This is a genomic window from Pseudomonas sp. 86_A (assembly GCF_017491705.1).
In the GTDB taxonomy this organism is placed as follows: Bacteria; Pseudomonadota; Gammaproteobacteria; order Pseudomonadales; family Pseudomonadaceae; genus Aquipseudomonas; species Aquipseudomonas koreensis.
Window position 1 is genome coordinate 97,748 of record NZ_JAFGYS010000005.1, and the last position, 22,686, is coordinate 120,433.

Consider the following 22,686-nt stretch of genomic DNA (forward strand, 5'->3'; position numbering starts at 1 on the left):
ATATCGCAATGGGCGAGTTTGAGCTGATCCGCAATTTCTTCGCCGCCGCGCCTTGTGCGCAGGGCGGCGAGGGCGTTGCACTGGGGATCGGCGACGACTGCGCCTTGCTGGCGGTTCCCCCCGGGGAACAGTTGGCGATCTCCACCGATACGCTGGTGGCCGGCGTGCATTTCGCCGATCCCTGCGATCCGTTTCTGCTCGGTCAGCGCTCGCTGGCCGTCGCGGTCAGCGATCTGGCCGCCATGGGCGCCACGCCCGTTGCCTTTACCCTTGCCCTGACTGTGCCGACGGTGACTGCCGATTGGCTGCAAGCCTATGCCCGCGGTTTGAACCGTATGGCGCAGAGCTGCGGCGTTGCGCTGGTCGGCGGCGACACCACCCGTGGGCCGTTGAGCCTGACGGTCACGGTGTTCGGTCGGGTTCCGGCCGGCCAGGCGTTGACCCGCAGCGGTGCGCAAGCGGGGGATCTGCTGTGCGTCGGCGGCGAGTTGGGCAATGCCGCTGGCGCCTTGCCGCTGGTGCTCGGCCAGCGTGAAGCCGAAGCGGAGATCGCCCGGCCCTTGCTCGATCATTACTGGTCGCCCCAGCCACAGCTGGCCCTCGGTCAGGCATTGCGTGGCAAAGCCACTTCGGCGCTGGACATCTCCGATGGCCTGCTCGCCGACTGCGGACATATCGCGCTGGCGTCGCAGGTACGCCTCGAAGTTGAACGCGAGCGCGTACCGCTGTCGAACGCTTTAGTGGCGTTTCTCGGCCAGCGCGGCGCGGAGCGTGCGGCATTGAGCGGCGGCGATGACTACGTGCTGGCCTTCACGCTACCGTCCGTCGAGTTGCCGGCGCTGCTGGCCGATGGCTGGCCGATCCATGTGATCGGGCGGGTGACGCAGGGCCAGGGTGTGGTGCTGCTGGATCGCGAAGGACACGACATCACCCCGCAAATCCGGGGCTATCAACATTTTCAGGAGACACCGTGACAGATCACCCGAAACAGGTTCCGGCCGAATTCGTTCCGCCGTCGGTCTGGCGCAATCCCTGGCATTTTCTCGCGTTCGGCTTCGGTTCCGGCACCTTGCCGAAAGCGCCGGGCACGTGGGGTTCGTTAGTTGCGCTACCCTTTATCCCGTTGTGGCAGATGTTGCCCGACTGGGGTTACTGGCTGATGCTTGGCATCACCATGCTGTTCGGCTTCTGGCTGTGCGGCAAGGTTGCCGATGATCTGCGGGTACACGACCACGAAGGCATCGTCTGGGACGAGATGGTCGGGATGTGGATCACCTTGTGGCTGGTGCCGGAAGGCTGGTACTGGTTGCTTGCCGGGTTCCTGATGTTCCGCTTCTTCGACATTCTCAAGCCGTGGCCGATTCGCTGGATCGACCGGCACGTCCACGGTGGCGTCGGGATCATGCTCGACGACGTGCTGGCCGGCGTGTTCGCCTGGCTGGCGATGCAGGGGCTGGTGTGGATTTTCGCCTGATCCGGATTGTCCGGCTTCAGTGAGGAGACTAAGGATGGCTCGACGCTGGCTGGCGCTGGTGTTTTTTACCTTGCTGGGCACTGTCGCCAGTGCGCAGGAAGCCGCGCCGACGCCTGCGGTCATCCATCTGGCCAGCGAAGACTGGGAAGACTACACCGCCGCCGACGGCCATGGTCTGGGCTGGGACGTGCTGCGCAAGGTGTTCGAACCGGTCGGGGTGAAGCTGGATATTCGCACCGAACCGTACACGCGCTCGGTGGGCCTGGCTCAGCGTGGTGAAGTCGATGCCTGTGTCGGCTCTTATCATGAAGAGTTCAGCGACCTGCTCTATCCGCACTGGAACTTCGACACCGACCACATCTACGCCCTGGGCCTTGCCAGCAACCCGGCACCGACGCCGGAAACCCTGGGTAGCTATCGATTGGCATGGGTGCGTGGCTACGACTATCAGAATTATTTGCCCAATGTGAAAAGCTACAACGAGGTCATTCGGCGCACCGGGATCCTGTCGATGCTGACCCACAACCGCGCCGACTATTACATTGATGCGCAGACCGAAATCGATTACGTGGTCGGCCGGGCCAAGGATCCGACGCAGTTTCGCAAGACCCACATCGCCGAACTGCCGCTGTATCTGTGCTTCGCCGACACGCCGCAGGCACGGACGTTGATGGCGCTGTTCGACAAGCGCATGGAGCAGTTGGTGAAGAGCGGCGAACTGAAGCCGGTGTTCGAAAAGTGGAAGCAGCCGTATCCGTTTGAGCCGAACTGATGCGAATTCCCGTAGGAGCTGCGGCACGCTGCGATCTTTTGATCTTGATCTGATACAACCAGACAAAAAGATCGCAGCCTCGTTTCACTCGACAGCTCCTACAGGGATCCCTGGCGTTCGAGGAGACATCAAACTTTTTGATCGTTATGCCCGATAATTCAGCCTAAGCGCCTGCAGGCACCTGCTGTTACAATGCCGGCCTGCGAATCTTCAGACTTTTTAGATCAGGAGCACACCGGTGCCTGTCGTTTTTGTCGCCGCTTCCAAGCTGCCAACGCCTTTTGCGCAATTCACCATGCACGGTTTTCTCGATGAAGCCACCGGCCGCGAGCACGTTGTGCTGAGCCTGGGTGATTTCGCCGACGGTGCCCCGGTCCTCGGCCGGTTGCACTCCGAGTGCCTGACCGGCGACGCCCTGTTCAGCCAGCGCTGCGACTGCGGCTCGCAACTCGAAGCGGCCCTCAAGGCCATCGCCCGTGAAGGCCGTGGCGTGCTGCTGTACCTGCGTCAGGAAGGGCGCGGCATCGGTCTGCTGAACAAGATTCGCGCCTACGAGTTGCAGGACGGCGGTGCCGACACCGTTGAAGCCAACGAGCGTCTGGGCTTTGCTGCCGACCAGCGCGACTACGCCATGTGCCTGCCGATGCTTGAGCACCTGGGTGTGAAGTCCCTGCGTCTGATGACCAACAACCCGCGCAAGGTCAAAGCCCTGACCGACATGAACATCGTCGTCGCCGAGCGCGTACCGCTGCACACCGGCCACAACCCGCATAACAAACTTTACCTGGCGACCAAGGCCAGCAAGCTCGACCACATGATGGGCAACGAGCATCAGGGCGAGGTAGACCGCGCGTGACTCGCGGTCAGGTGCGACGCCGTCTGGCAGTCGACTGGTGGAAATACCTGGCGCTGGCACTGGTGCCGCTGTTCGTTCTCAACGGCCTGTTCGGCCAGGGCGAAGGCATTCTGCCGGTGCTGGCCATGCCGATGTTCATTGCCGGCGTGGCCTCGATGTTTGTAAGCCTGAAGTTCTTCGGCCGCTACAAACACGCGCTGATCGCCACGCAGAAAGCCCTCGATACCCCTGATGAACCGGCGGCCTGGATTGCTTTGGCGACCCAGCGTCGTCATGCATTCCTCGCGGCGGCATTGCCGGCGTGGATCGGTGCACTGGCGGTGTTCGTCGGCCTCGAAGCGGTGCCGTTGATGCTGTTGGCGCTGTCCACGGCCGTGCTGTTCTACCTCTATCGCATTCCGCGTCAGCTCGGCTGATGCGTCGTCTGTGGCTGGCGGTTCTGCTGCTGGCCTGCGCCGGCCCGGTGCTGGCGAGCCTGCGGGTGGTGAGCCTCGCGCCTTCTCTGTCTGAAATCGTCGTTGAGCTGGATTCGGCTGACCTCTTGGTCGGTGTGCTGGATGCTGGCGAGCGTCCTGCTGCGCTCAAGGATGTGCCGTCAGTGGGGCGCTACGGTCAATTGGACATGGAGCGACTGCTCAGCCTCAAGCCCGATTTATTGCTGCTGTGGCCCGGCAGTGTCGGCCCGGCGCAACGCGACCAACTCAAACACCTGAACATTCCGACTTACGTGGCCGAACCGCACAATCTCGAACAGCTGTCTGCGCAGATTGAAGCGATTGCCAGTCAATTGCGGCGACCTGAGCGTGGGCTGAAACTGGCCGCTGAGCTGCGCGAGAAACTCAATGACTTGCGCCAGCGCTATCGCCGGGACACGCCGTTGAACGTCTTCTACCAAGTCTGGGACAAGCCGTTATACACCGTCGGTGGCGGGCAGATCATCAGCGATGCGCTTGAAGTGTGCGGTGCACGCAACGTGTTCGCCGACCTGAGTCTGCCGGCGCCGCAGGTCAGTATCGAAGCGGTGCTGCAACGCAATCCCGAGGTGATTCTGGCCGGCGATCAGGCCCAGCTTGATGCGTGGAAAGCGTGGCCGCAGGTGGCGGCAGTGGGGCATGGGCAGTTGCTGTTGGTCAGCGACAAAGGCCTGGAACGCCCGAGCGGGCAGATGATCGAAGCCACCGCCAAACTGTGTAAGCTCATTCAGCCACAACGCTAATCTTGTGGCGAGGGAGCTTGCTCCCGCTGGGCTGCGCAGCAGCACCAAAACCTGTCACTCAAATCTGCCTGCCATACCGAGCTAGCCGGATTACGACTGCTGCGCAGCCGGGCGGGAGCAAGCTCCCTCGCCACAGTTGATCAAGGTTTACCTTAGAGCCCCGGTGTCCAGGTCACGCCAAACACCCACGCCCGACCTTCCTCGCGATAGCCATACTGACTGCCGTCATAGCTGTACAGCGCGCGGCTATAACCCTTGTCCAGCAGGTTATCCAGCTTCAGGTCCAGCTTGATCTCACGGTTCAGCGCCCAGCTGCTGCGCAATCCGACGGTGCCGTAGCCACCCAGCGGCTGGGTGTTGTTCGAATCGTCGTAACTGCCGCTGACCAATTGCCAGCTGGCGCCCAGCCCCAACCGGTCGAACTGGCGATCCAGATCCCAGCTGGCTGTACGACGCGCGCGACGGGCCAGGGTATGCCCGGTGTCGCGATCACGCGGGTCGATGAGCGCCACGCCGAGGTTGCTCTGCCAGCCGAACAGTTCCTGTTTCAGCGCCGCTTCGAAGCCGTTGATCCGGGCCGAGGCAACGTTCTCCGGGCGTGAGTGGCTGCCGAAGATGATCGCGTCTTCCAGGTCCGTGCGATAAATCGACGCTTCGAGACGGCTGGTGTCGCTCAACTGGCTGCGCCATTGCAGCTCGTAGCTTTTCGAGGTTTCCGGTTTCAGGTCCGGGTTGCTGAAATCCGGGTAGTACAGGTCGTTGAAGGTCGGCGCGCGGAAGCCTTCGCTGTAGCTCAGCAGCAGATCGTTGTCCGGGTTCAGCGGCAGGGTGAAGGTGCCGCTCCAGGTGTTCTGGCTGCCGAACTGCTGGTTGTCGTCGTGGCGCAGACCCAGTTCTGTGGAGAAGCTGTCGGCCTGATAGCGATGCTGGATGAACGCGGCGCGGTTCCAGCGACTGTCTTCGTTGAACGCGGTGCTGCTGTTGACCCGGTCTTGGTACCAGTCGCCGCCAAGGATCAGGCTGTTGCGCGCATCCAGGGTCAGGTCGTTCTGCCAGTTCACCGAGTCGCGGTAAGTGTTGAACACCGTGCGCTCGTCGCTGAGCTTGTCGAGGGTCTTTTCGCGGTTCTCGCTGTGGCCGAGCTCGATGCGGGTTTTCCAGGTTTCGTTGACCCGGGCGTCGACGTAGCTGCTGACACTGCTGACGTTGAAGTCGCTGTAGGGCTGCTGCTGCACCGATTCGAAGGTGCTCGTGTCGAAGCGGCCAAAGGGGTTGTCGAACTCACTCTTGCCACGGTTATCCAGCAGATTGGCGCCGATCTCAACGTCATCGGTCAGCGCATGGCTGAGGCTCAGGCTGACGGATTTGTTGCGGTAGGCATCGTGATCGCTGTCGCTGGGGTAGGACTCATGAGTGCGGTCGAGGCCGGCGGTGTCATCCAGGCTGGCGCCAAGGTTGAAGCGGGTTTTGTCATCGCCACCGGACAGGCCAAGGCTGCGCTCCCAGGTCTGGTTGCTGCCGAACCCGACGTGCAGACGTGGCTGCAGACCTTGCTCGTTGCCGCGGCGGGTGAAGATCTGAATCACCCCGCCAATCGCATCGCTGCCATAAATCACCGAGCGCGAACCGCGCAGCACTTCCACGCGCTCGATCTGGTCGATGTTCAGGTGCTGCAGGTTGCTGTCGCCGGAGGTCGAGCTGCCGATGCGCTGGCCGTCGACCAGCACCAGACTCTGCGCAGACTGCGTGCCGCGAATGTAGATCCCCGGCAGACTGCCGCGCCCACCGGCCTGCGCCACTTGCACGCCCGGCACCCGTTGCAGCAGATCGGTGACGCTGCTCGGTTGCAGGCGGTCGATGTCTTCGCGGGTGAATACGGTGTTGGTGGCGCTGCTGTCATTGCGCGCCTCGACCTGGCGGTTGGCGCTGATCAGCGTGTCCGGCAGCTTCAGGGCTTCGTCGCGTTCGAAGGTGTCGGCGAGGGCGCTGGCGGCTTGCAGCAGGAGGAAGGGCAGGGCGAGGCGCGGGAGGTTCATGACAATCCGTGGTTTATGCAAAAACCTGTAGGAGCTGCCGAAGGCTGCGATCTTTTGCTTTTGAGAAAGGTCTGGAGCTGCCGACGATCACGATCAAAAGATCGCAGCCTTCGGCAGCTCCTACAGGGGGGAGTGTCAGCGGTTGAGCAACGCCAGACGCTCACGAATCGACGCCTCGATTCCGGCTTCGTCCAGCCCGCATTCGTCCAGCATTTGCGCTGGTTTCGCATGCTCGACATAGATGTCCGGCAAGCCCAGGTGCAGCATCGACTTGAGGATGTTCTCGCGTGCCAGGAACTCGCTGACCGCGCCACCGGCGCCGCCCATGATCGCGTTCTCTTCGATGGTCACCAGCAGCTCGTGGCTGCCGGCGATCTCGCGCACCAGCTGTTCATCCAGCGGTTTGACGAAGCGCATGTCGACCACGGTCGCATCCAGCTTCTCGGCGACTTTCAGTGCTTCGGTCAATTGCACGCCGAACACCAGCAGCGCGACGTTGCTGCCCTGACGACGAACGATGCCCTTGCCGATTTCAATCGGTTCGAGGTCTTTGTCGATGGTCGCGTTCGGGCCGGTGCCGCGTGGGTAACGCACTGCCGCCGGGCCGTTGTACAAGTGGCCGGTGGTGAGCATCTTGCGCAGTTCGTTTTCGTCGCTCGGGGTCATGATGACCATGCCCGGGATGCAGCGCAGGTACGACAGGTCGAAGCTACCGGCGTGGGTCGGGCCGTCTTCGCCCACCAGACCGGCACGGTCGATGGCGAACAGCACGTCGAGGTTCTGCACCGCGACGTCGTGCACCAACTGGTCGTAGCCGCGTTGCAGGAACGTCGAGTAGATCGCCACTACCGGTTTGGCGCCTTCGCAGGCCATGCCGGCGGCGAACGTCACGGCGTGCTGCTCGGCAATCGCCACGTCGAAGTAGCGCAGCGGGAAGCGTTCGCTGAACGCCACCAGGTCCGAGCCTTCCTTCATCGCCGGGGTAATCCCGACCAGACGCGGGTCAGCCGCGGCCATGTCGCACAACCATTCGCCAAACACCGCCGAATACTTCGGTCCGCCGGCCTTTTTCGGCGCGGCGGCCGGGGCGTCGAGCGGTTCGAGCTTGGTGATCGCGTGGTAACCGATCGGGTCGACTTCCGCCGGGGCGAAGCCTTTGCCTTTCTTGGTGACGATGTGCAGGAACTGCGGGCCCTTCAGATCGCGCATGTTGCGCAGGGTGGCAATCAGGGTCGGCAGGTCGTGACCGTCGATCGGGCCGATGTAGTTCCAGCCCAGCTCTTCGAACAGGGTGCCGGGAACCAGCATGCCCTTGGCGTATTCTTCGGTGCGGCGAGCGATTTCCCAGGCACCGGGCAGGCGCGACAGGACTTTCTTGCTGCCCTCACGCATGCTCGCGTAAGTGCGGCTGGAAAGGATTTTCGCCAGATAATTCGACAGGCCACCGACATTGCGCGAGATCGACATGTCGTTGTCATTGAGGATCACCAGCATGTTGGCGTTGACTTCCGGCGCGTGATTCAACGCCTCGAACGCCATGCCGGCGGTCAGCGCGCCATCACCGATCACGGCAATCGCCTTGCGATCGCTGTTTTGCAGACGGGCGGCAATCGCCATGCCCAGTGCTGCGCTGATCGAGGTGCTGGAGTGGCCGACGCCAAAGGTGTCGTACTCGCTCTCGGCGCGACGCGGGAAGGCGGCGATGCCGTCCTTCTGGCGCAGGGTTTCCATGCGCTGACGACGACCGGTGAGGATCTTGTGCGGATACGCCTGATGACCGACGTCCCACACCAGCCGGTCATCCGGGGTGTCGAAGACGTAATGCAACGCGATGGTCAGCTCGATGACGCCCAGGCCGGCACCGAAATGCCCACCGGTCTGGCCGACCGTGTAGAGCAATTCCAGGCGCAACTCATCGGCCAGGGTTTCCAGCTCGGCTTCGCCTAACCGGCGCAGGCCGTCCGGCGTGTTCGCGCGGTCGAGCAGGGGCGTGGTCGGGCGCTTGCGGGGAATCTCATGAAACGTCGTGGGCATCAGGCGAATCGTTATAGGTATAAAAGATGCGGCAGTTTACCTGATGCATCGCCCCCTGCCCACGCGTTGGTCTTTTTTGGCAGGTTGGCGTTCAGTTACGCCGCTCGACGATATACCGGGCCAGGTCGCGCAAAGGCTCTGCTGCCGCGTCAAACGGTCGCAGCGCGTGCAGCGCCTGATCGCGCAGTTCCAGGGCGTAGGCCTTGGCTGCGTCCAGCCCCAGCAGGGCCGGGTAGGTTGGCTTGTCGCGGGCGATGTCGGCGCCTTGGCGTTTGCCGAGGGTTTCGGTATCGCTTTCGACGTCGAGAATGTCGTCCTGGACCTGGAAGGCCAGACCAATGGCCTGTGCATAAATCTGTAGGGCCTTGAGTTCATCTTGCTCGGCACGGCCGCTGGCCAGGGCACCGAGCTTGACGCTGACTTCGATCAGCGCGCCGGTCTTGTGCCGGTGCATCTGCTCCAGCGCTTGCTGATCCAGCTTGAGGCCGACCGAACCGAGGTCGATGGCCTGCCCGCCGACCATGCCCGCCGGGCCTGCCGCATGCGCCAGCGCCGTGACCTGTTGCAGGCGGATGTCGGCGTCGAGGTTGCTCAGGCGCGGGTCGAGCAGAGCGCTGAAGGCCAGGCTCTGCAAACCGTCACCGGCGAGGATCGCGCAGGCTTCGTCGAATTTCTTGTGGGTGGTTGGCTGGCCGCGACGCAGGTCGTCGTCGTCCATCGCCGGCAAATCGTCGTGCACCAGCGAATAGGCGTGGATCAGCTCCACCGCACAGGCTGCGCCGTTGGCCTGCTCGGCTTTGCCGCCGAGCGCTTCGCACGCCGCGTAGGCCAGCAGCGGACGTACGCGTTTGCCGCCGATCATCACGCTGTAGTGCATCGCCTCATACAGGCGCGACAGCTCTGGCAACGGTGCTTTGAAGAGGATTTCCAGTGCCGCATTGACCCGCGCCTGGCTGGTCGCCGAATACGCTGCAATCATTCTGGCTGTTCCGCGTCGAAGGGTTCCTCGGCGAGTTCGCCATCGCGCTCCAGCAGCACTTGCACCTTCTGCTCGGCCTGGGCCAGCGCTGCCTGGCAGTCACGGGTCAGACCGATGCCCTGCTCGAAAGCGGTCAGCGAGTCTTCCAGCGACAATTCACCGTTCTCCAGACGCTCGACCAATGTTTGCAGGTCGGCGAGGGACTGTTCGAAATCCAGTGCAGCTTTTTTGCGGGCCATGGCGGCGATTTCCGGTTGACGTTAAACCGGCGCGACACTAGCAGATAGGGGGTTTATGGGCAAATGAGCGGGGCTTGCGCAGGCATCGCCAAGGGCCGCATCAACTTCTGTGGCGAGGAAGCTTGCTCCCGCTGGGTTGCGCAGCAACCTCATAACCAGCCACCGCAATTTAACAGTTGAACCCAGCCGGGTGATCGGGGCCTGCTGCGCAGTCCAGCGGGAGCAAGCTCCCTCGCCACAGGATTTGGGGGGCTTCATGAAAGTTGGGGCTTATTCGGCTCATTTTGTGAGCCGAATAAGAGCGCTATTCGGCTCATGCCCCACAGACCTGCGTGATTCTCACCGCAAATCCAGATGTATCCGATTGTTAAAAAACTGCCGAATCGCTAATCTTCGCGCCTTCTACGACCCGGTAGTCACGGGTCTTTCAGACGAAACGCAGTTTCCACCGCTGTGAAGTACCGAGGATCGGGTGCAAGGTTTCGTTCAGGCATGGCAGGAGGCACTACATGCGTTCATTTCTTTGGCTGCTGATCGGCCTGGCCTGCGCACCGGCGCTGCTGGCGGCGCCGAGCGCTGAGCTGTCGGAACCGTCCGGCGGCTGGCGTTACCACGGCCTGCTCGATCGCAGTGAAAATCCGCAAGTCGCTTACCCCACGCCGCCGATCGATCGCGGCATTCAGCGCAATCGCACGATGATCCAGGGCCAGCTCAAGGCCATCGGCAATCAGCGCGGGCCGCACACGCTGGCGGTCAACGGCAATCCATTGAATCTGTATACCGATGATGACGGGCGCTTCGCCCGGCCGTATGCGTTCGGCGCCGGCTCCAACAGTGTCGAAGTGCGCAGCGCCGAGGGCCAGTCGCTCAAGCGCGTGCAGTTCTATGAAGCGAATAACCTGCGCACCCCGGCGAAGATCCGCGTGGTGCTCGGCTGGGACGATCCCAAGGCCGAGCTCGACCTGCACATCATTACGCCCGACGGCCAGCATGCGTTCTTCGCCCACACGGCGCTGACCAACGGCGGCGGTCTGGACCCGGATGGGGTCGATGGCCCCGGCCCGGAAATGTTCACCATGACCGCGCCGCTGCATGGCACTTATCTGGTTTACGTCAACTATTGGGGCAACTTCGGCGACGGCGGCTATAACTTCGAGGAGGCCAGCAATCAGAACGAGGTCATCACCTCGCAAATCACGCTGGTGCTCAACGAAAACACGGTCGACGAAAAACGCGAAACATTCATCGTGCCCCTGCGGGCGATCGGTGATCTGCTGCTGGTCAAGACTTTCAACTATTAAGCATCCCGCACCACGGATGAACTTCGGGTTTTGTGAACATGAGTGATAACGCTGCTTCTCCGGCCGTCCCGACACCTGCCGGCCAACCTTCCCGGCGCTGGCCGGCGCTGCTGATCGGCCTGGCTCTGGTGGCCGGGGTGGCCGGTGGTCTCGGCTGGCTGCTGCACAAGCCCAAGGTGCCAGCGGCAGCGCTGGCCAGCGACAAGCTCGGCCTGAGCCGTCCCGATGCGCTGCTGGAAACCCGCTCCCTGAGCCAGTTGCCCAAGGACCTGCTGACGGTGCCGTTCCTCAAGGCCACGCTCACCGAGGATTTCGTCTTCTATTACGAAACCCACGCCGACCGCCTGGGGCTGATCGGCAGCCTGCGGCGGATCATCTACGAGCATGACCTGAAGCTGCAGGACAGCCTGATCGAGCAGCTTTTCGATCAACCGGCGGACGTCGCTTTGTGGCGCGGTGCGGATGGCCGGCTCAAGGATTTCCTGCTGGTGATGGATCGCGGCGGTTTGGCGAAACTGCTTGAGCCGCTGGCGAAAGTGGCGCTGGACGATTCGCAGCTCAGCGTTTTCGGCAGCCTCAAGGTCGGCAGCGACGAGGTGCCGCTGTACCAGCTCAGCTACAACGCCAGCAAATCGCTGCTGTTCGCTTCGCGCGGCGACAAACTGGTGGTGCTGTCCAATCCGAACAAGTATTACGACCCGGCCAATGGCGAGTCCGAAGAGTCGGGGCATGTATCGCCGCAAGCGCTGGCGGCCCTGCTCAACGGCGACAAACTGTTCCCCGAGGCCTTCGGTCTGCCGGCCAAGGCGCCGGAGGTGAAACAGCGTCTGTCGGTGAATTCCAGCGTGCTCGCCATGGGTTATCAACGTTTCATCCCGAACTTCGCCGGGCTGCGCTTCGACATGGACGACAAGGGCTGGCACAGCTTCCTCGCCATGGATGAGCTGGATAACCAGCCGGACTTCGATTTCAAACCCGTGTGGCAAGCCATGCCGCTGGGCGCCAGCGCCTGCGTGACCTTGCCGGTGGCGGCCGAACCGCAGAAGCCATTGTTGGTGAAACTTGGCGCGGATGAGGCGGTGGCGCAGAAACTCACCGAGCACGTCGCCGGTGCGGCGGGCCTTTGCTGGTACGCCGATTCGCGGCTGTACACGCCATTGCTGGTCGCCAGCCTGAAGGACGAGGACAGCAGCAAGCTCGACGGCGACCTGGGCACCTTGTTCGGTTCGATGGTTGGCGCCTACGAGTCGAATGTCGACGAACACGCGTTCCCGGTGGTCGAGAAGCAGGAAGGCCAGAGCCATGTCTGGCAGCGTCAGGTCAGCTCCAACTTCGGCCCGTACGCCGCCAAGACTGCCGAGAATCCGGACGCGATCAGCGGCAAGGCGTTCATGAAAGTCAGCCTCGCCCGTCACGGTTCGACGCTGCTGTTTTCCCTCGACGACAAACTGGTCGACAAGGCCCTCGGCACGCTCGACAAACGCTTCCCGCCGATGGCCGACGTGCTGCCCAAAGACGTGCTGATGCCGATCTACTTCGGCCCCGATTCGATGGCGCAACTGATGCAGCAGGAAACCCTCGACAGCCTGCCGCAGGACATGGAGCCGGTGTTCTACAACGCGGCGCAAACCTACCTGATCCCGAAACTGCGCACCCTCGGTGGCTACGGCAAATATGCCCTGACCCTGCCCGAAGGCAGCGAGCCTGACGGCCACTGGCAATGGTTGCCGCTGGAATGGAAAGCGCTGTGACCGCATTGATCCGCAGCCTCGGCCTGCTCGCGCTGTTGCTCAGCGCGGGTGCCCGAGCCGTCGAGGCGCCTGCACTGGATCCGGCGCAATCCCAGGTGTTCCGCGCCTGGTTCGTGCGCATCGCTCAGGAGCAACTGAGTCAAGGCCCGAGCCCGCGCTGGTATCAGCAGGACTGCGCCGGACTGGTGCGTTTCGCCGCCAACGAAGCGCTGAAGGTTCACGACGACAAGTGGCTGCGCAGCAATGGCCTGTCCAATCGCTACCTGCCGCCAGAGCTGACGCTCAGCGATGAGCAGCGCAAGCTCGCCCAGCAATGGCAGCAGGGCGGCGGCAAGGTCGGTCCGTACGTCAACGCGATCAAACTGATTCAGTTCAACAGCCATCTGGTCAGCCGCGACGTGTCTCAGGCACGCCCCGGCGACCTGATGTTTTTCGATCAGGGCGACGACCAGCACCTGATGATCTGGATGGGCCGCTACATCGCCTATCACACCGGCACGACCACCCCCACTGACAACGGCATGCGTTCGGCAAGCCTGCAGCAACTCATGACATGGAAGGACACCCGATGGATACCCGACGCAGCCAACCCCAACTTCATCGGCGTCTATCGACTGAACTTTCTCTCCCAATGACCGGTGCCCGCATGCTGCGACTCTGCGCTCGAATTCCCCTGCTGCTGGCGCTGTTGCTGCCATTGGCGACCGTCAACGCTGAAGATTCGGTGGAGCCGAGCGGCTACACGCCGGTCTCCGGTGAAAGCTTCTTCTTGCTGGCCGACAGCAGTTTCGCCGCGGACGAACAGGCGATGGTCCGTCTCGAAGCGCCGGGCCGCGATTACCGCCGCTTCCGCATGGAGCCGTATGGCGGCGCGGACATTCGCGTGTATCGCATCGACAAGCCGCTGGATTTCCTCAAGCGCCAGAAAAACCTGCACCGCGTGGTCAGCGACGGCCAGTTCAAGGGCGAAGGCCTGTCCAACACCCTCGCGTACCTGTGGGACAACTGGTACCGCAAATCGCGGCGGGTGATGCAGCGCGCGTTCTCCTACGAGTCGCGCAAACAGGTCACCGAGGAAGTGCCGGAGCTGAAGATGGGCAACGCCATCGCCGCGCCGACCCCGTACGACGCACAGCCGCAATTTGCGCTGATCCCGGGCCTGCCGGTGGTCAGTCAGTTCCGCTATCCGCTGTGGCAAGCCAAACCGATCCAGCCGCCGGCCGGGGTCAATCTGGCCGGGTCCTCCAGTGAGTTCGTCAGCGTCGCCCCGGGTAACGTCTACATCCCGCTGGGCAACCTGAAGCCGGGCTTGTACCTGGTCGAAGCGCTGATCGGCAAATACCGCGCGACCACCATGGTGTTCGTCTCCAACACCGTAGCGGTAAGCAAGATTGCCGGCGATGAATTGCTGGTGTGGGCGGCGCGCAAACACGAGGGCAGTTCGGTGCCCAAGGTCAACGTGCTGTGGACCGACGGCCTCGGCGTGATGAGCAGCGGCGCCACCGATGCCGATGGTCTGCTGCGCCTGAAGCACGTCAGCCCCGAGCGTTCGTTCGTGATTGGCGAGGACGAAGAGGGCGGGGTATTCGTCTCCGAGAACTTCTATTACGACAGCGAAATCTACGACACCAAGCTCTACGCATTCACCGACCGGCCGCTGTATCGCCCGGGGGATTGGGTGTCGCTGAAGATTGTCGGTCGCGAGTTCAAGAATGCGCGGGATTCGGTGATGCCGGGCGCCGCCGACGTCACGGTCAGCGTGCTCGACGCCACCGGCACCGACTTGCAACACCTCGACCTGAAACTCGATTCCAAGGCCGGTACTCAGGGCCGCTTCCAGTTGCCGGACAACGCCGTGGCCGGTGGTTACGAGATCCGTTTCAACTACAAGGATCAGGCCTACAGCAGCGCCTTCCGTGTCGCTGAATACATCAAGCCGCACTTCGAAATCGCGCTGAATCTGGCCAAGCAGGATTACCGCACCGGCGAGCCGGTCAAAGGCAGTCTGGTGCTGCTGTACCCGGACGGCAAACCGGTGGCCAACGCCAAACTGACCCTGAGCCTGCGCGCCCAGCAACTGTCGATGGTCGACAACGAGCTGCAATACCTCGGGCAATTCCCGGTGGAGCTGACCAGCACCGAACTGACCACCGACAGCAAGGGCAACGCGACCCTCGACCTGCCGGCGGCCGATAAACCGAGCCGCTACATGCTCACCGTGTTCGCCAGTGATGGCGCGGCGTATCGGGTCAAGACCACCAAGGAAATCCTCATCGACCGTGGCGCGGCGAGCTTCCGCCTGAGTGCGCCGCAGCGCTTCAGCGCGGTCAACGACAAGGTCGCGTTCAGCTACGCCAACGAGGGCGGCAGCGAGCAGAGCAAAGCGGTCACCCCGAGCAGCTACAGCTGGGTGCGTCTGGAAGATCAAAGCACTGGCGAGGGTAAACTTTCGGCCAGCGATAAAGGCTTCAGCCTGGCCTTTGAACATCCGGGTACTTACAACCTGACGCTGAAAGATCAGCACGGTCGCGTCCTCGGCGCCACCGGCCATTCGGTCACCGGCGAGGGCGTGAAAGCGGTGCCGGGCACCGTGGAAATCGTCCTCGACAAGCCCGAGTATAAGGCCGGTGATGAAGCGCTGGCGCTGATCACGTTCCCGGAACCGGTCAGCGATGCTCTGCTGTCGCTGGAACGCGACAAAGTCGAAGCCACCGCGCTGCTGGCCAAGGGCGGCGACTGGCTGAAACTGGAAAAACTCAGCGACACCCAATACCGCGCGCGCATCCCGGTGAAGGACAACTTCGCACCGAACCTGACCTTCTCCGTGCTGTATACCAAGGGCGGTCAGTACAGCTTCCAGAACGCCGGGATCAAAGTAGTTGCGCCGCAAATCGACGTGGCAATCAGCACCGACAAAGCGGTGTATCAGCCGGGCGATACCGTCACCGTCGACCTGACCACGCAGTTCGCCGGCAAAGCGGTACCGGCGCACCTGACCGTCAGCGTTGTCGATGAAATGGTCTACGCGCTGCAACCGGAAGTCGCGCCGACCATCGACCAGTTCTTCTACCACCCGCGCCGCAACAACGTACGCACCAGCGCCAGCCTGTCGTTCATCAGTTACGACGTGGCGTTGCCGGGCAGCCCGGGTGCACCGGGCAAGGCCAACCGCAGCGAGCGCGGAGTGAAAGTACTGGAGCGTCCGCGTCGCGAAGACGTCGACACCGCCGCATGGCAGCCTGAGCTGTTGACCGGTGCTGACGGCAAAACCCGTTTCACCTTCAAGATGCCGGACTCGCTGACCCGTTGGCGCATCACTGCCCGGGCCATCGCCGACGACGGTCAGGTCGGGCAGAAGAAGCAGTTCGTCCGCTCGGAAAAACCGCTGTACCTGAAGTGGAGCGGGCCGAGCAAATTCCGTAAGGGCGACCAGCCGCAACTCGGTGTGTTTGCCTTCAGCCAGGCCGAAAAACCGGTCAAGGCGGAACTGGTCACGCATTACGCGGGTGCCGAACAACGCCTGCCGGTGACTTTGAATAACGGCATCAACTACGTGCCGCTGCCAGCGTTTGCCCTGGCCTCGGGCGAGTGGACTGCCGAACTGGTGCAGGACGGTAAAACTGCCGACGCTTTGGCCGTACGCCTGAGCGCCACCGGTGACGGCTGGCAAGTGACGCAAACCCAAAGCCTCGATGTCGCCAGCGGCGACACCCCGTTGAGCCTGCCGGCAGACGCCACCGACATTCGCCTGCGCCTGGATGACAGTCCGCAAGCGTTGTTCCGCTCGGCCCTCGATGATCTGCTGAGCTACCCGTACGGCGGCGTCGAGCAGACGGCGAGCCGTTTGCTGCCGCTGAGCATCGCTTATCCGTCGCTGGCGTCGAGCCCGCAGATCCGCGATCGCTTGCGTCTGATCATGCAGAACAGCCGCCTGCGTCTGGTGCAAATGGCCGGGCCGTCCGCGAGCTTCACCTGGTGGGGCTTCGACGGTGAGCCGGACGCGTTCCTCACCGCCTACGCCTACTACGCCGACTGGAACGCCAGTCAGGTGCTGGAACTGACCCTGCCGCCGGAGCATTGGCAGCGAGTGCTGGAGGTTTACGCCAAGCAGGCGCCGAACACGCCGCTGCTGCAGCGGGCGCTGATCCTGTCGTTCGCCAGGCAGATGCACCTGCCGGTGAACACTTTGCTCAGCGGTTTGATGGACGATCTGGCCAAGGCCGGTGAGGGCAACGCCGAAACCCTGATGGACGACGGCGAAGACAGTCTGGTGATGAGCGACCCGGATTCGGCGCTCGGTCTGGCGGCGGCGCGGGTGCTGACCGCGTCGCTGGCGACCCAGGCGAAAGTCGCGTTGCCGGAGGCGTTCAATCGTCAGGTCGGCGCGGCGCAACAGCGTCTGGCGGTTAGTTCGCAGCCATTTGCCGAAGCGCTGAACCTGTCGCTGCAGCCGTTCGATCAGGCGCGCGCGACGGCGCTGCTGCAACGTCTGCTGCCACAGCAATCGACCCTCGAACGTGCGCTGGCGCTGAGCTGGTTGCAACGCAGCATCGCCCAGGCGTCGCCGACCATCGCGCTGATGCCGGGTGAAGGCTGGAAGAAAAACTACGGCGCAACCGGCGAGATGTTCTGGACGTGGCAGGGCGCGACACCGGTACCGAGCGTGTTGTCGGTGTCCGGCACGCAGGAGCGTCCGCTGCGCGCGGCGTTGAGCTTCCAGACCCAGCAACCGGCGGTCGATCCAATGGCCGTGACCATCACCCGGCGCCTGTCGCGACTGGTGCCGGGCGACGAAGCCTTCACCTTCAAGCTGGAGCCGGTGGGCACCAAGCCGCTGTCCAGCGACAGCCTGTATCTGGACGAAGTGATCCTCACCAGCAAGGCGCCGAAACCGCTGCGCTACGGCATGCTCGAAGTGCCGCTGCCACCGGGCGCCGATGTCGAGCGCACGACCTGGGGCATCAAGTTGCAGGGCAAGGATGGCACCGAACCGACCGCGCTGGAGAAGGCGCGCTTCGAACCGGGGCAACTGGCGTATGCGGTGCCGGTGGATGCACTGAGCGGCGAGTTGCGTCTGCGTCATCTGGTGCGTTTCTCGCAGAAGGGCCAGTTCAACCTGCCGCCGGTGCGCTTCACGCAGGTCTACGCGCCACAGCATCAGGCCCAGGAAGTGAAAGCCGCCCTCGGTCAGGTCACGGTCAACTGACATGAGCCGGCCGCTGCTGTGGCTGCTGATGTGTGTGATTCCTGCGCTGGCGACGGCGCAGGATGAGCCACTGCGCGTGGCGTACAAAGGTGAGTTGCTGTCGTTGAATCACACGCAACTGATTGCCCGCGAGCCATTGCCGTCGACGCTGGATACGCCGCTGGGCAGTCTTTGGAAGCTATTTGTCTACGCGTGGCTGGTCGATACCGGTGCGCGCGAGCCGGCGTATGAATGTCGCGGGCAGTCCAAGGAAGAAGTCTATTGCTGCTCGGCGGGCGGCAAGATCGAGCGTGATCAGGCGCTGGTCAAATCTTGCGGGTTGTACTTTGAACCGGCGCGATTGGGCATTTCTTCGGCCGATTGGCGCACGTATTGGCAGGCGCGGCAGGCACCGTCGTGGCTGCTGGATTTGCCCTCTGTGCAACCGGCCACAAGGGTTTCGGTGGCTGAGTTATTGGGCGTTTTGTCTGTGCTGCCGGCGCAGGAGCCGATGCGCCGCGTATTGCTCGACGTCGTTTTGAATGCGGCGGACGGCAATGTCGTCGGCGAACTCGGTGGCCGCTTGCGGGTGAAAACCTGGAGCTGGCTTGGCGATCAGGATCCGCAATCGCGCCAGGGTGGTTTCGCCGGTTGGACGGCGGACGGCTCGCCGATCTGGGCCGGTGGACGTGGCACCAGTCAGATGGTTCTGCGGCATTACGGGGCTGCGTTGGCGACGGTGTTGCCTTCTTCTTGGCCGGCGGAAGCAGGGCGTTGTGTTGAGGTCGAACTGTTCTCGCGTTATCCGGTTTCGCGAGTCCTGTCGGGCGCGCGCGTTGCTGGTTCCGGGCCTTTGCAGGGCGACTACCGCGTCGAATTCGTCAACGGCAACGCGCTGGATATCCACAGCGGCGGCGAACTGTTTCTGCTCAACGACAAACTGGTCGCCCGGCTTGATCGCGAAGAATACGTCGCCCGCGTCCTCGAACGCGAAGCCAAGCCGGAACCTGCCGAAGCAGCCAAAGCCCTGGCCGTGGCGATCCGCACGTACCTGCTGCAAAACGCCACGCGCCACGGCGATTGCCTGAGCATCGACGACAGCAGCAACCGCCAGCGCGTCGCTCCACGCCCGGCCTCCGCCGAGTCGCGCAACATCGCGGCGTGGACGGCGGATCTGGTCCTGGCCGGCAGCACCGTCACCTATCACTCCGATCAACCCGGCCCGGACAAACTGGCCTGGCAACAAGCGGTGGAACAGGCCAACGCCGGCCAGCGTTACGACGCCATTTTGCTGCACGCCTATCCGCGCGCCAGCCTCAGCCGCTGGGACAACCCGGTCGCTTCCTGCGAAGCGCTGCCCGCCGCCCAAGACTGGCTGCAAAAGCAGCGTCGCGGCTGGCGTCCGACGCTGGAAAGCGAAACCGGCTACAACGAAGTCAGCACATTCGCCGTGTGCAAACTGGCATTCGGCCGCCCGTTCGTCGATCGCGAGCGTCAGCGCATTTACGTGCGCGGCGTGCTGACCCTGCAGGATCGCCTCGACCTGACTCACGAATATCTGCACCTGGCCTTTGAAGCTCATCCCAACGGCCAGGATGAAACCTACATTGAAGGGCTCGCCCGTCACCTCTTGCTGGAATAGACCATGACACTCCGTTATCCACAGGTCTTGCTGTTGCTCTGCGCGTTCAATGCATTGCCGATGGCAATGGCCGCCGACAGCGTCAAACTCGACACCCCGGTCGGTGGCTGGCGCACCGGCGCGCCCGAGGGCGAAGGCGAAAACTTCCGTCAGACCGTCAACTACCCGGCCTCCTCGGTCAACACCCCGGTCGGCCAGGCCAACACCGCGCGCATCAGCGGCGAAATCAAAGCCACCCCCAAGAGCAAGGAACCCGGTCGGCTGATCGTCAACGGCGTCAGCATGCCGCTGAAAGTCGACGACAGCGGCCGCTTCGACCGCCCGTTCTCCTTCCCCAACGGCAGCAACAGCGTCGAAGTGCGCAGCCCCGACGGTCAGCAACGCCACCGCACGCAATTCCTCAACGCCAGCGGCGGCGCGACCCCGGCCAAGCTGCGCGTGCTGCTGTCGTGGGACAGCGACGGCACCGACCTCGACCTGCACCTGATCACCCCCGACGGCACCCACATCTGGTACGGCGACCGCGTCGCGCCCAACGGCGCAGCGCTCGACGTCGACGTCACCACCGGCTACGGCCCGGAAATCTTCGCCATGCCGGCACCGATCAAGGGCCAGTATCTGGTGTACGTGAACTACTTCGGCGGTGGCTATCGCGGGGATGACGAGGGTGGTGAAGAAGCGGTGCAGCCGCTGACCACGGCGCAGGTGACGGTGATTACTGAGGAAGGCACGCCGAGCGAGAAGATGGAGACGTTTGTGGTGCCGATGCGGGCGGTGGGTGAGCTGACATTGGTGAAGTCGTTCAGTTATCCCTGAGGCTCCGATTATTTGGGGAACACCCCGCAGAGCGCATTGCCCTGATACCCGTGAACTATCGGCCCCAGAACCATCAATGGACCGCAAGCGTAAAATGGGGACGTCACTTTTTGCTTTGAGTTGAGCAACACCACTTCTTTGCCGAATTCGTCGCTGCCGAAGGACTGCTCGAAGTACGACGTACACACCGGCAACTGCAACGGCACAGGAATCACCAGCGCCCAAACCGTGATACCGCACCATTCTCGAGTGGGTGTCGATCTTTCGGTCCTGGTGATATTCGGATTAATCGAGCGTGCGCTGAGGGCTTTGTGCTCGTCTGTTCTAAGCGTGGTTTTCTCCGGCAGGGCCACGATGGCACCGACGCAGCCGGAGAGGCAAAAGCCTAAAGCGGCAGTCAAGACGACTGGTTTCAGAGCAGAGCGGTAACTGTCGAGCTGCACGTTTTACTTTCCTTGTAAGCGTGTGGGGACTAACGGAGCACTTTCTTTCAGGCATTAAAAAGCCGGCTTGTGGCCGGCTTCTCGGGGACTGGCTTGGTTTATTTTTGGTAAACCGCGCCAGCCTTCAAAACGTACACCCGGATCTGCGTCCGGCTGTGGGACTTGGTCAGACGTTGGTCTGCCGCGTCGGGCGTCATCTGGGCCGCGGGAGCGGGGATGCGCAAATGTGGGGCGCAGGATACTGAGTTTTGTGGGGGATTCCCAGCCTGAAGTGCGGTTTAGAGCGATCTCAGTCGAACAAATTCGAAAGTTGTACCGATTATCAGGGCCTCATCGCGAGCAGGCTCACTCCTACAGGGGAGGGTGCGGCTCGGGAGGGGATCAGAGAAACGGCACCACCGGTCGGCGCTTGCCCAGGGTCGACCACCAGAATACCCAGCCCAGAATGTGTATCCGCTGCTCATCGATCTGCGCCGCGCGGAAGATTTCGTCCGGGTGTTCGGCGCTGTTGTGGCTGCGCAGGCGCAGGGCGTTGCCCGGCATGCGGTGCAGGTATTTGATGCGCAGCATGCCGTCGTGTTCGATGGCGTAGATTTCGCCGTCGACGACCTGGGTCAGGCCGCGGTCGATGCCGACGATGGAGCCGTCTTCGATGCGTTCGCCCATGCTATTGCCGATCATGTGCGCGCAGATGGCGTCGGTGTGGCGGATTTCCAGTTGGTCGAGGTGGGCGCGGGGCAGGCGGATGGTTTGTTCGGGGTCGAGGATGACGTGGGTTTTGCCGGCGCCGTTGGTGATCGGTGTCTCCTTGAAAAACGGCAATTCGATGTCCTTGGGATCGATGACCGTGTAGACGCCGCGGATGGCCTCGGCATCGAAAGTGTCGCCGTTGCTGGCGGGTGTTTGCAGGCGGGGTGACTCTTTGGTGCCTTCGCCGGTTTTCAGCCACTCGCTGTTGACCGACAACAGGCGCGAGACCTCTTCCATGCGATACGCGGGTACGCCCCGGGTGTACCAGTTATGAATGTTTTGGGCTTCCGTGCCCCAGAACTTTGCGAATCCCGTGGTGGTGATGTTCGCTGCTTCCAGGAGTGCCTTGAATCTTGGACCGCTAGTGTTCTTTCTCATAAACACCGAGTCTACGGCCGTGCTAGAGCGGTTTGAATAAACTGGGTGTTCAAAAAAGCTCTGTATTTTGCGACCGGATGTAAGACGTGCTTGTGGGAAATTACACACCTTAAAACTTTTCTGTAGTCCGCTATAAACACGTTGTTTAAGACGATTTTTCCCAGGCACAAAAAAACCCGGATCAACCGGGGTTTTCTTCAAGCGTCATGCAGCCAGCAGGTGCTTAACCCTTGTAGGCAGCAACCGACTTGGTGATCGCAGCGCGAGCGGCGTCAGCGCCGTCCCAGCCTTCGATCTTGACCCATTTGCCTTTTTCGAGATCTTTGTAGTTCGCAAAGAAGTGCTCGATCTGCTGGATCAGCAGTGGTGGCAGGTCGGTGTATTCCTTCACGTCGACGTACAGCTGGGACAGCTTGTCGTGTGGGACTGCGATGACTTTGGCATCGCCGCCGCCGTCGTCGGTCATGTTCAGGATGCCGACCGGGCGCGCGCGGATCACCGAGCCTGGAGCAACCGGGTAAGGGGTCACAACCAGCACGTCGAGGGGATCACCGTCGTCAGCCAGGGTGTTCGGGATGTAACCGTAGTTGGCCGGGTAGAACATTGGGGTGGCCATGAAACGGTCAACGAACAGGCAATCGCTGTCTTTGTCGATTTCGTATTTGATCGGCGCGTGGTTGGCCGGGATCTCGATCGCGACGTAGATGTCGTTCGGCAGGTCTTTGCCAGCCGGAATCTTGCTGTAGCTCATTGGGCGTTGCCCCCGTAGTTTGACCAAAAACACTTGGCCGGATTGACCAAAAAGTGGCGGCGA

The 22,686-nt window shown here is 62.5% G+C and carries 19 protein-coding genes; 12 read left to right on the top strand and 7 right to left on the bottom strand.

The window, feature by feature from the left end; genetic code table 11:
* Positions 1–8: 8 nt before the first annotated feature.
* The 6 genes from thiL to J5M57_RS09395 all read left to right on the top strand — a co-directional run bounded on the left by thiL (position 9) and on the right by J5M57_RS09395 (position 4,318).
* A complete protein-coding gene (gene thiL / locus J5M57_RS09370; RefSeq protein ID WP_169843249.1) occupies positions 9–974 on the top strand; it encodes a thiamine-phosphate kinase in 966 nt (321 codons plus the stop codon).
* Positions 971–1,474 carry a phosphatidylglycerophosphatase A gene (locus tag J5M57_RS09375; RefSeq protein WP_003228639.1) on the top strand — a complete coding sequence of 168 codons (504 nt, stop codon included), beginning with the start codon at positions 971–973 and terminating at the stop codon, positions 1,472–1,474. Before thiL ends, J5M57_RS09375 begins: the two co-directional genes overlap by 4 nt.
* 34 nt (positions 1,475–1,508) lie before the next feature.
* On the top strand, positions 1,509–2,246 hold the full coding sequence (locus J5M57_RS09380) for a transporter substrate-binding domain-containing protein (RefSeq protein ID WP_207848994.1): 738 nt from the start codon (positions 1,509–1,511) through the stop codon (positions 2,244–2,246).
* Between the two features lie 238 nt (positions 2,247–2,484).
* A complete protein-coding gene (gene ribA, locus J5M57_RS09385; RefSeq protein WP_064589430.1) occupies positions 2,485–3,102 on the top strand; it encodes a GTP cyclohydrolase II in 618 nt (205 codons plus the stop codon).
* Positions 3,099–3,518 carry a hypothetical protein gene (locus J5M57_RS09390; protein WP_064589429.1) on the top strand — a complete coding sequence of 140 codons (420 nt, stop codon included), beginning with the start codon at positions 3,099–3,101 and terminating at the stop codon, positions 3,516–3,518. The genes ribA and J5M57_RS09390 overlap by 4 nt, the downstream gene beginning before the upstream one ends.
* Positions 3,518–4,318 carry a cobalamin-binding protein gene (locus J5M57_RS09395; RefSeq protein WP_169843251.1) on the top strand — a complete coding sequence of 267 codons (801 nt, stop codon included), beginning with the start codon at positions 3,518–3,520 and terminating at the stop codon, positions 4,316–4,318. The genes J5M57_RS09390 and J5M57_RS09395 overlap by 1 nt, the downstream gene beginning before the upstream one ends.
* A 152-nt stretch (positions 4,319–4,470) precedes the next feature.
* Here the strand turns inward: J5M57_RS09395 and J5M57_RS09400 are convergent, their stop codons facing one another.
* The 4 genes from J5M57_RS09400 to J5M57_RS09415 form a co-directional block, all read right to left on the bottom strand.
* The gene (locus J5M57_RS09400) at positions 4,471–6,354 is read right to left on the bottom strand and encodes a TonB-dependent receptor (RefSeq protein WP_207848996.1); all 1,884 of its coding nucleotides are present in this window, start codon (positions 6,352–6,354) and stop codon (positions 4,471–4,473) included.
* A 135-nt stretch (positions 6,355–6,489) separates the two neighbouring features.
* The gene (gene dxs, locus J5M57_RS09405) at positions 6,490–8,388 is read right to left on the bottom strand and encodes a 1-deoxy-D-xylulose-5-phosphate synthase (protein ID WP_207848998.1); all 1,899 of its coding nucleotides are present in this window, start codon (positions 8,386–8,388) and stop codon (positions 6,490–6,492) included.
* A 91-nt stretch (positions 8,389–8,479) separates the two neighbouring features.
* Positions 8,480–9,367, bottom strand: coding sequence for a (2E,6E)-farnesyl diphosphate synthase (ispA, locus tag J5M57_RS09410; RefSeq protein WP_064589425.1), 888 nt, complete (start codon positions 9,365–9,367; stop codon positions 8,480–8,482).
* A complete protein-coding gene (locus J5M57_RS09415) occupies positions 9,364–9,606 on the bottom strand; it encodes an exodeoxyribonuclease VII small subunit (protein WP_003228627.1) in 243 nt (80 codons plus the stop codon). The genes ispA and J5M57_RS09415 overlap by 4 nt, the downstream gene beginning before the upstream one ends.
* 509 nt (positions 9,607–10,115) lie before the next feature.
* Here J5M57_RS09415 and J5M57_RS09420 point away from each other — a divergent pair.
* From J5M57_RS09420 to J5M57_RS09445, 6 genes are read left to right on the top strand one after another with little or no spacing between them, the layout of a single operon-like run.
* Positions 10,116–10,907 (top strand): DUF2135 domain-containing protein, encoded by a 792-nt coding sequence (locus J5M57_RS09420; RefSeq protein WP_064589424.1) that lies wholly within the window; start codon positions 10,116–10,118, stop codon positions 10,905–10,907.
* A 38-nt stretch (positions 10,908–10,945) separates the two neighbouring features.
* Positions 10,946–12,658 carry a DUF2138 domain-containing protein gene (locus J5M57_RS09425; RefSeq protein WP_207849001.1) on the top strand — a complete coding sequence of 571 codons (1,713 nt, stop codon included), beginning with the start codon at positions 10,946–10,948 and terminating at the stop codon, positions 12,656–12,658.
* A complete protein-coding gene (locus J5M57_RS09430) occupies positions 12,643–13,293 on the top strand; it encodes a DUF1175 family protein (protein ID WP_064589422.1) in 651 nt (216 codons plus the stop codon). The genes J5M57_RS09425 and J5M57_RS09430 overlap by 16 nt, the downstream gene beginning before the upstream one ends.
* Complete coding sequence (locus tag J5M57_RS09435) at positions 13,290–17,864, top strand: alpha-2-macroglobulin (RefSeq protein WP_207849003.1); 4,575 nt, start codon at positions 13,290–13,292, stop codon at positions 17,862–17,864. The genes J5M57_RS09430 and J5M57_RS09435 overlap by 4 nt, the downstream gene beginning before the upstream one ends.
* 1 nt (position 17,865) lies before the next feature.
* On the top strand, positions 17,866–19,485 hold the full coding sequence (locus tag J5M57_RS09440; RefSeq protein ID WP_207849004.1) for a DUF2300 domain-containing protein: 1,620 nt from the start codon (positions 17,866–17,868) through the stop codon (positions 19,483–19,485).
* 3 nt (positions 19,486–19,488) lie between these two features.
* Positions 19,489–20,301, top strand: coding sequence for a DUF2135 domain-containing protein (locus J5M57_RS09445; protein ID WP_207849006.1), 813 nt, complete (start codon positions 19,489–19,491; stop codon positions 20,299–20,301).
* An 8-nt stretch (positions 20,302–20,309) separates the two neighbouring features.
* Here J5M57_RS09445 and J5M57_RS09450 read toward each other — a convergent pair whose 3' ends face one another.
* From J5M57_RS09450 to ppa, 3 genes are all read right to left on the bottom strand, one after another.
* Positions 20,310–20,744 carry a hypothetical protein gene (locus J5M57_RS09450; protein WP_347709565.1) on the bottom strand — a complete coding sequence of 145 codons (435 nt, stop codon included), beginning with the start codon at positions 20,742–20,744 and terminating at the stop codon, positions 20,310–20,312.
* Positions 20,745–21,125: 381 nt separating this feature from the next.
* A complete protein-coding gene (locus tag J5M57_RS09455) occupies positions 21,126–21,872 on the bottom strand; it encodes a S24 family peptidase (protein WP_083367810.1) in 747 nt (248 codons plus the stop codon).
* A gap of 223 nt (positions 21,873–22,095) precedes the next feature.
* Positions 22,096–22,623 (bottom strand): inorganic diphosphatase, encoded by a 528-nt coding sequence (gene ppa, locus J5M57_RS09460; protein ID WP_003228599.1) that lies wholly within the window; start codon positions 22,621–22,623, stop codon positions 22,096–22,098.
* Positions 22,624–22,686: the final 63 nt, after the last annotated feature.

What these genes read in the sequence shown, in the direction of transcription:
- thiL (WP_169843249.1), top strand. Translation starts at nt 9, where the DNA reads ATGGGCGAGTTTGAGCTGATCCGCAATTTCTTCGCCGCCGCGCCTTGT.
- J5M57_RS09415 (WP_003228627.1), bottom strand. Translation starts at nt 9,606, where the DNA reads ATGGCCCGCAAAAAAGCTGCACTGGATTTCGAACAGTCCCTCGCCGAC.
- J5M57_RS09420 (WP_064589424.1), top strand. Translation starts at nt 10,116, where the DNA reads ATGCGTTCATTTCTTTGGCTGCTGATCGGCCTGGCCTGCGCACCGGCG.
- J5M57_RS09455 (WP_083367810.1), bottom strand. Translation starts at nt 21,872, where the DNA reads ATGAGAAAGAACACTAGCGGTCCAAGATTCAAGGCACTCCTGGAAGCA.
- J5M57_RS09445 (WP_207849006.1), top strand. Translation starts at nt 19,489, where the DNA reads ATGACACTCCGTTATCCACAGGTCTTGCTGTTGCTCTGCGCGTTCAAT.
- J5M57_RS09430 (WP_064589422.1), top strand. Translation starts at nt 12,643, where the DNA reads ATGGAAAGCGCTGTGACCGCATTGATCCGCAGCCTCGGCCTGCTCGCG.
- ispA (WP_064589425.1), bottom strand. Translation starts at nt 9,367, where the DNA reads ATGATTGCAGCGTATTCGGCGACCAGCCAGGCGCGGGTCAATGCGGCA.
- J5M57_RS09425 (WP_207849001.1), top strand. Translation starts at nt 10,946, where the DNA reads ATGAGTGATAACGCTGCTTCTCCGGCCGTCCCGACACCTGCCGGCCAA.
- dxs (WP_207848998.1), bottom strand. Translation starts at nt 8,388, where the DNA reads ATGCCCACGACGTTTCATGAGATTCCCCGCAAGCGCCCGACCACGCCC.
- J5M57_RS09395 (WP_169843251.1), top strand. Translation starts at nt 3,518, where the DNA reads ATGCGTCGTCTGTGGCTGGCGGTTCTGCTGCTGGCCTGCGCCGGCCCG.
- J5M57_RS09440 (WP_207849004.1), top strand. Translation starts at nt 17,866, where the DNA reads ATGAGCCGGCCGCTGCTGTGGCTGCTGATGTGTGTGATTCCTGCGCTG.
- J5M57_RS09400 (WP_207848996.1), bottom strand. Translation starts at nt 6,354, where the DNA reads ATGAACCTCCCGCGCCTCGCCCTGCCCTTCCTCCTGCTGCAAGCCGCC.
- ppa (WP_003228599.1), bottom strand. Translation starts at nt 22,623, where the DNA reads ATGAGCTACAGCAAGATTCCGGCTGGCAAAGACCTGCCGAACGACATC.
- J5M57_RS09380 (WP_207848994.1), top strand. Translation starts at nt 1,509, where the DNA reads ATGGCTCGACGCTGGCTGGCGCTGGTGTTTTTTACCTTGCTGGGCACT.
- J5M57_RS09435 (WP_207849003.1), top strand. Translation starts at nt 13,290, where the DNA reads ATGACCGGTGCCCGCATGCTGCGACTCTGCGCTCGAATTCCCCTGCTG.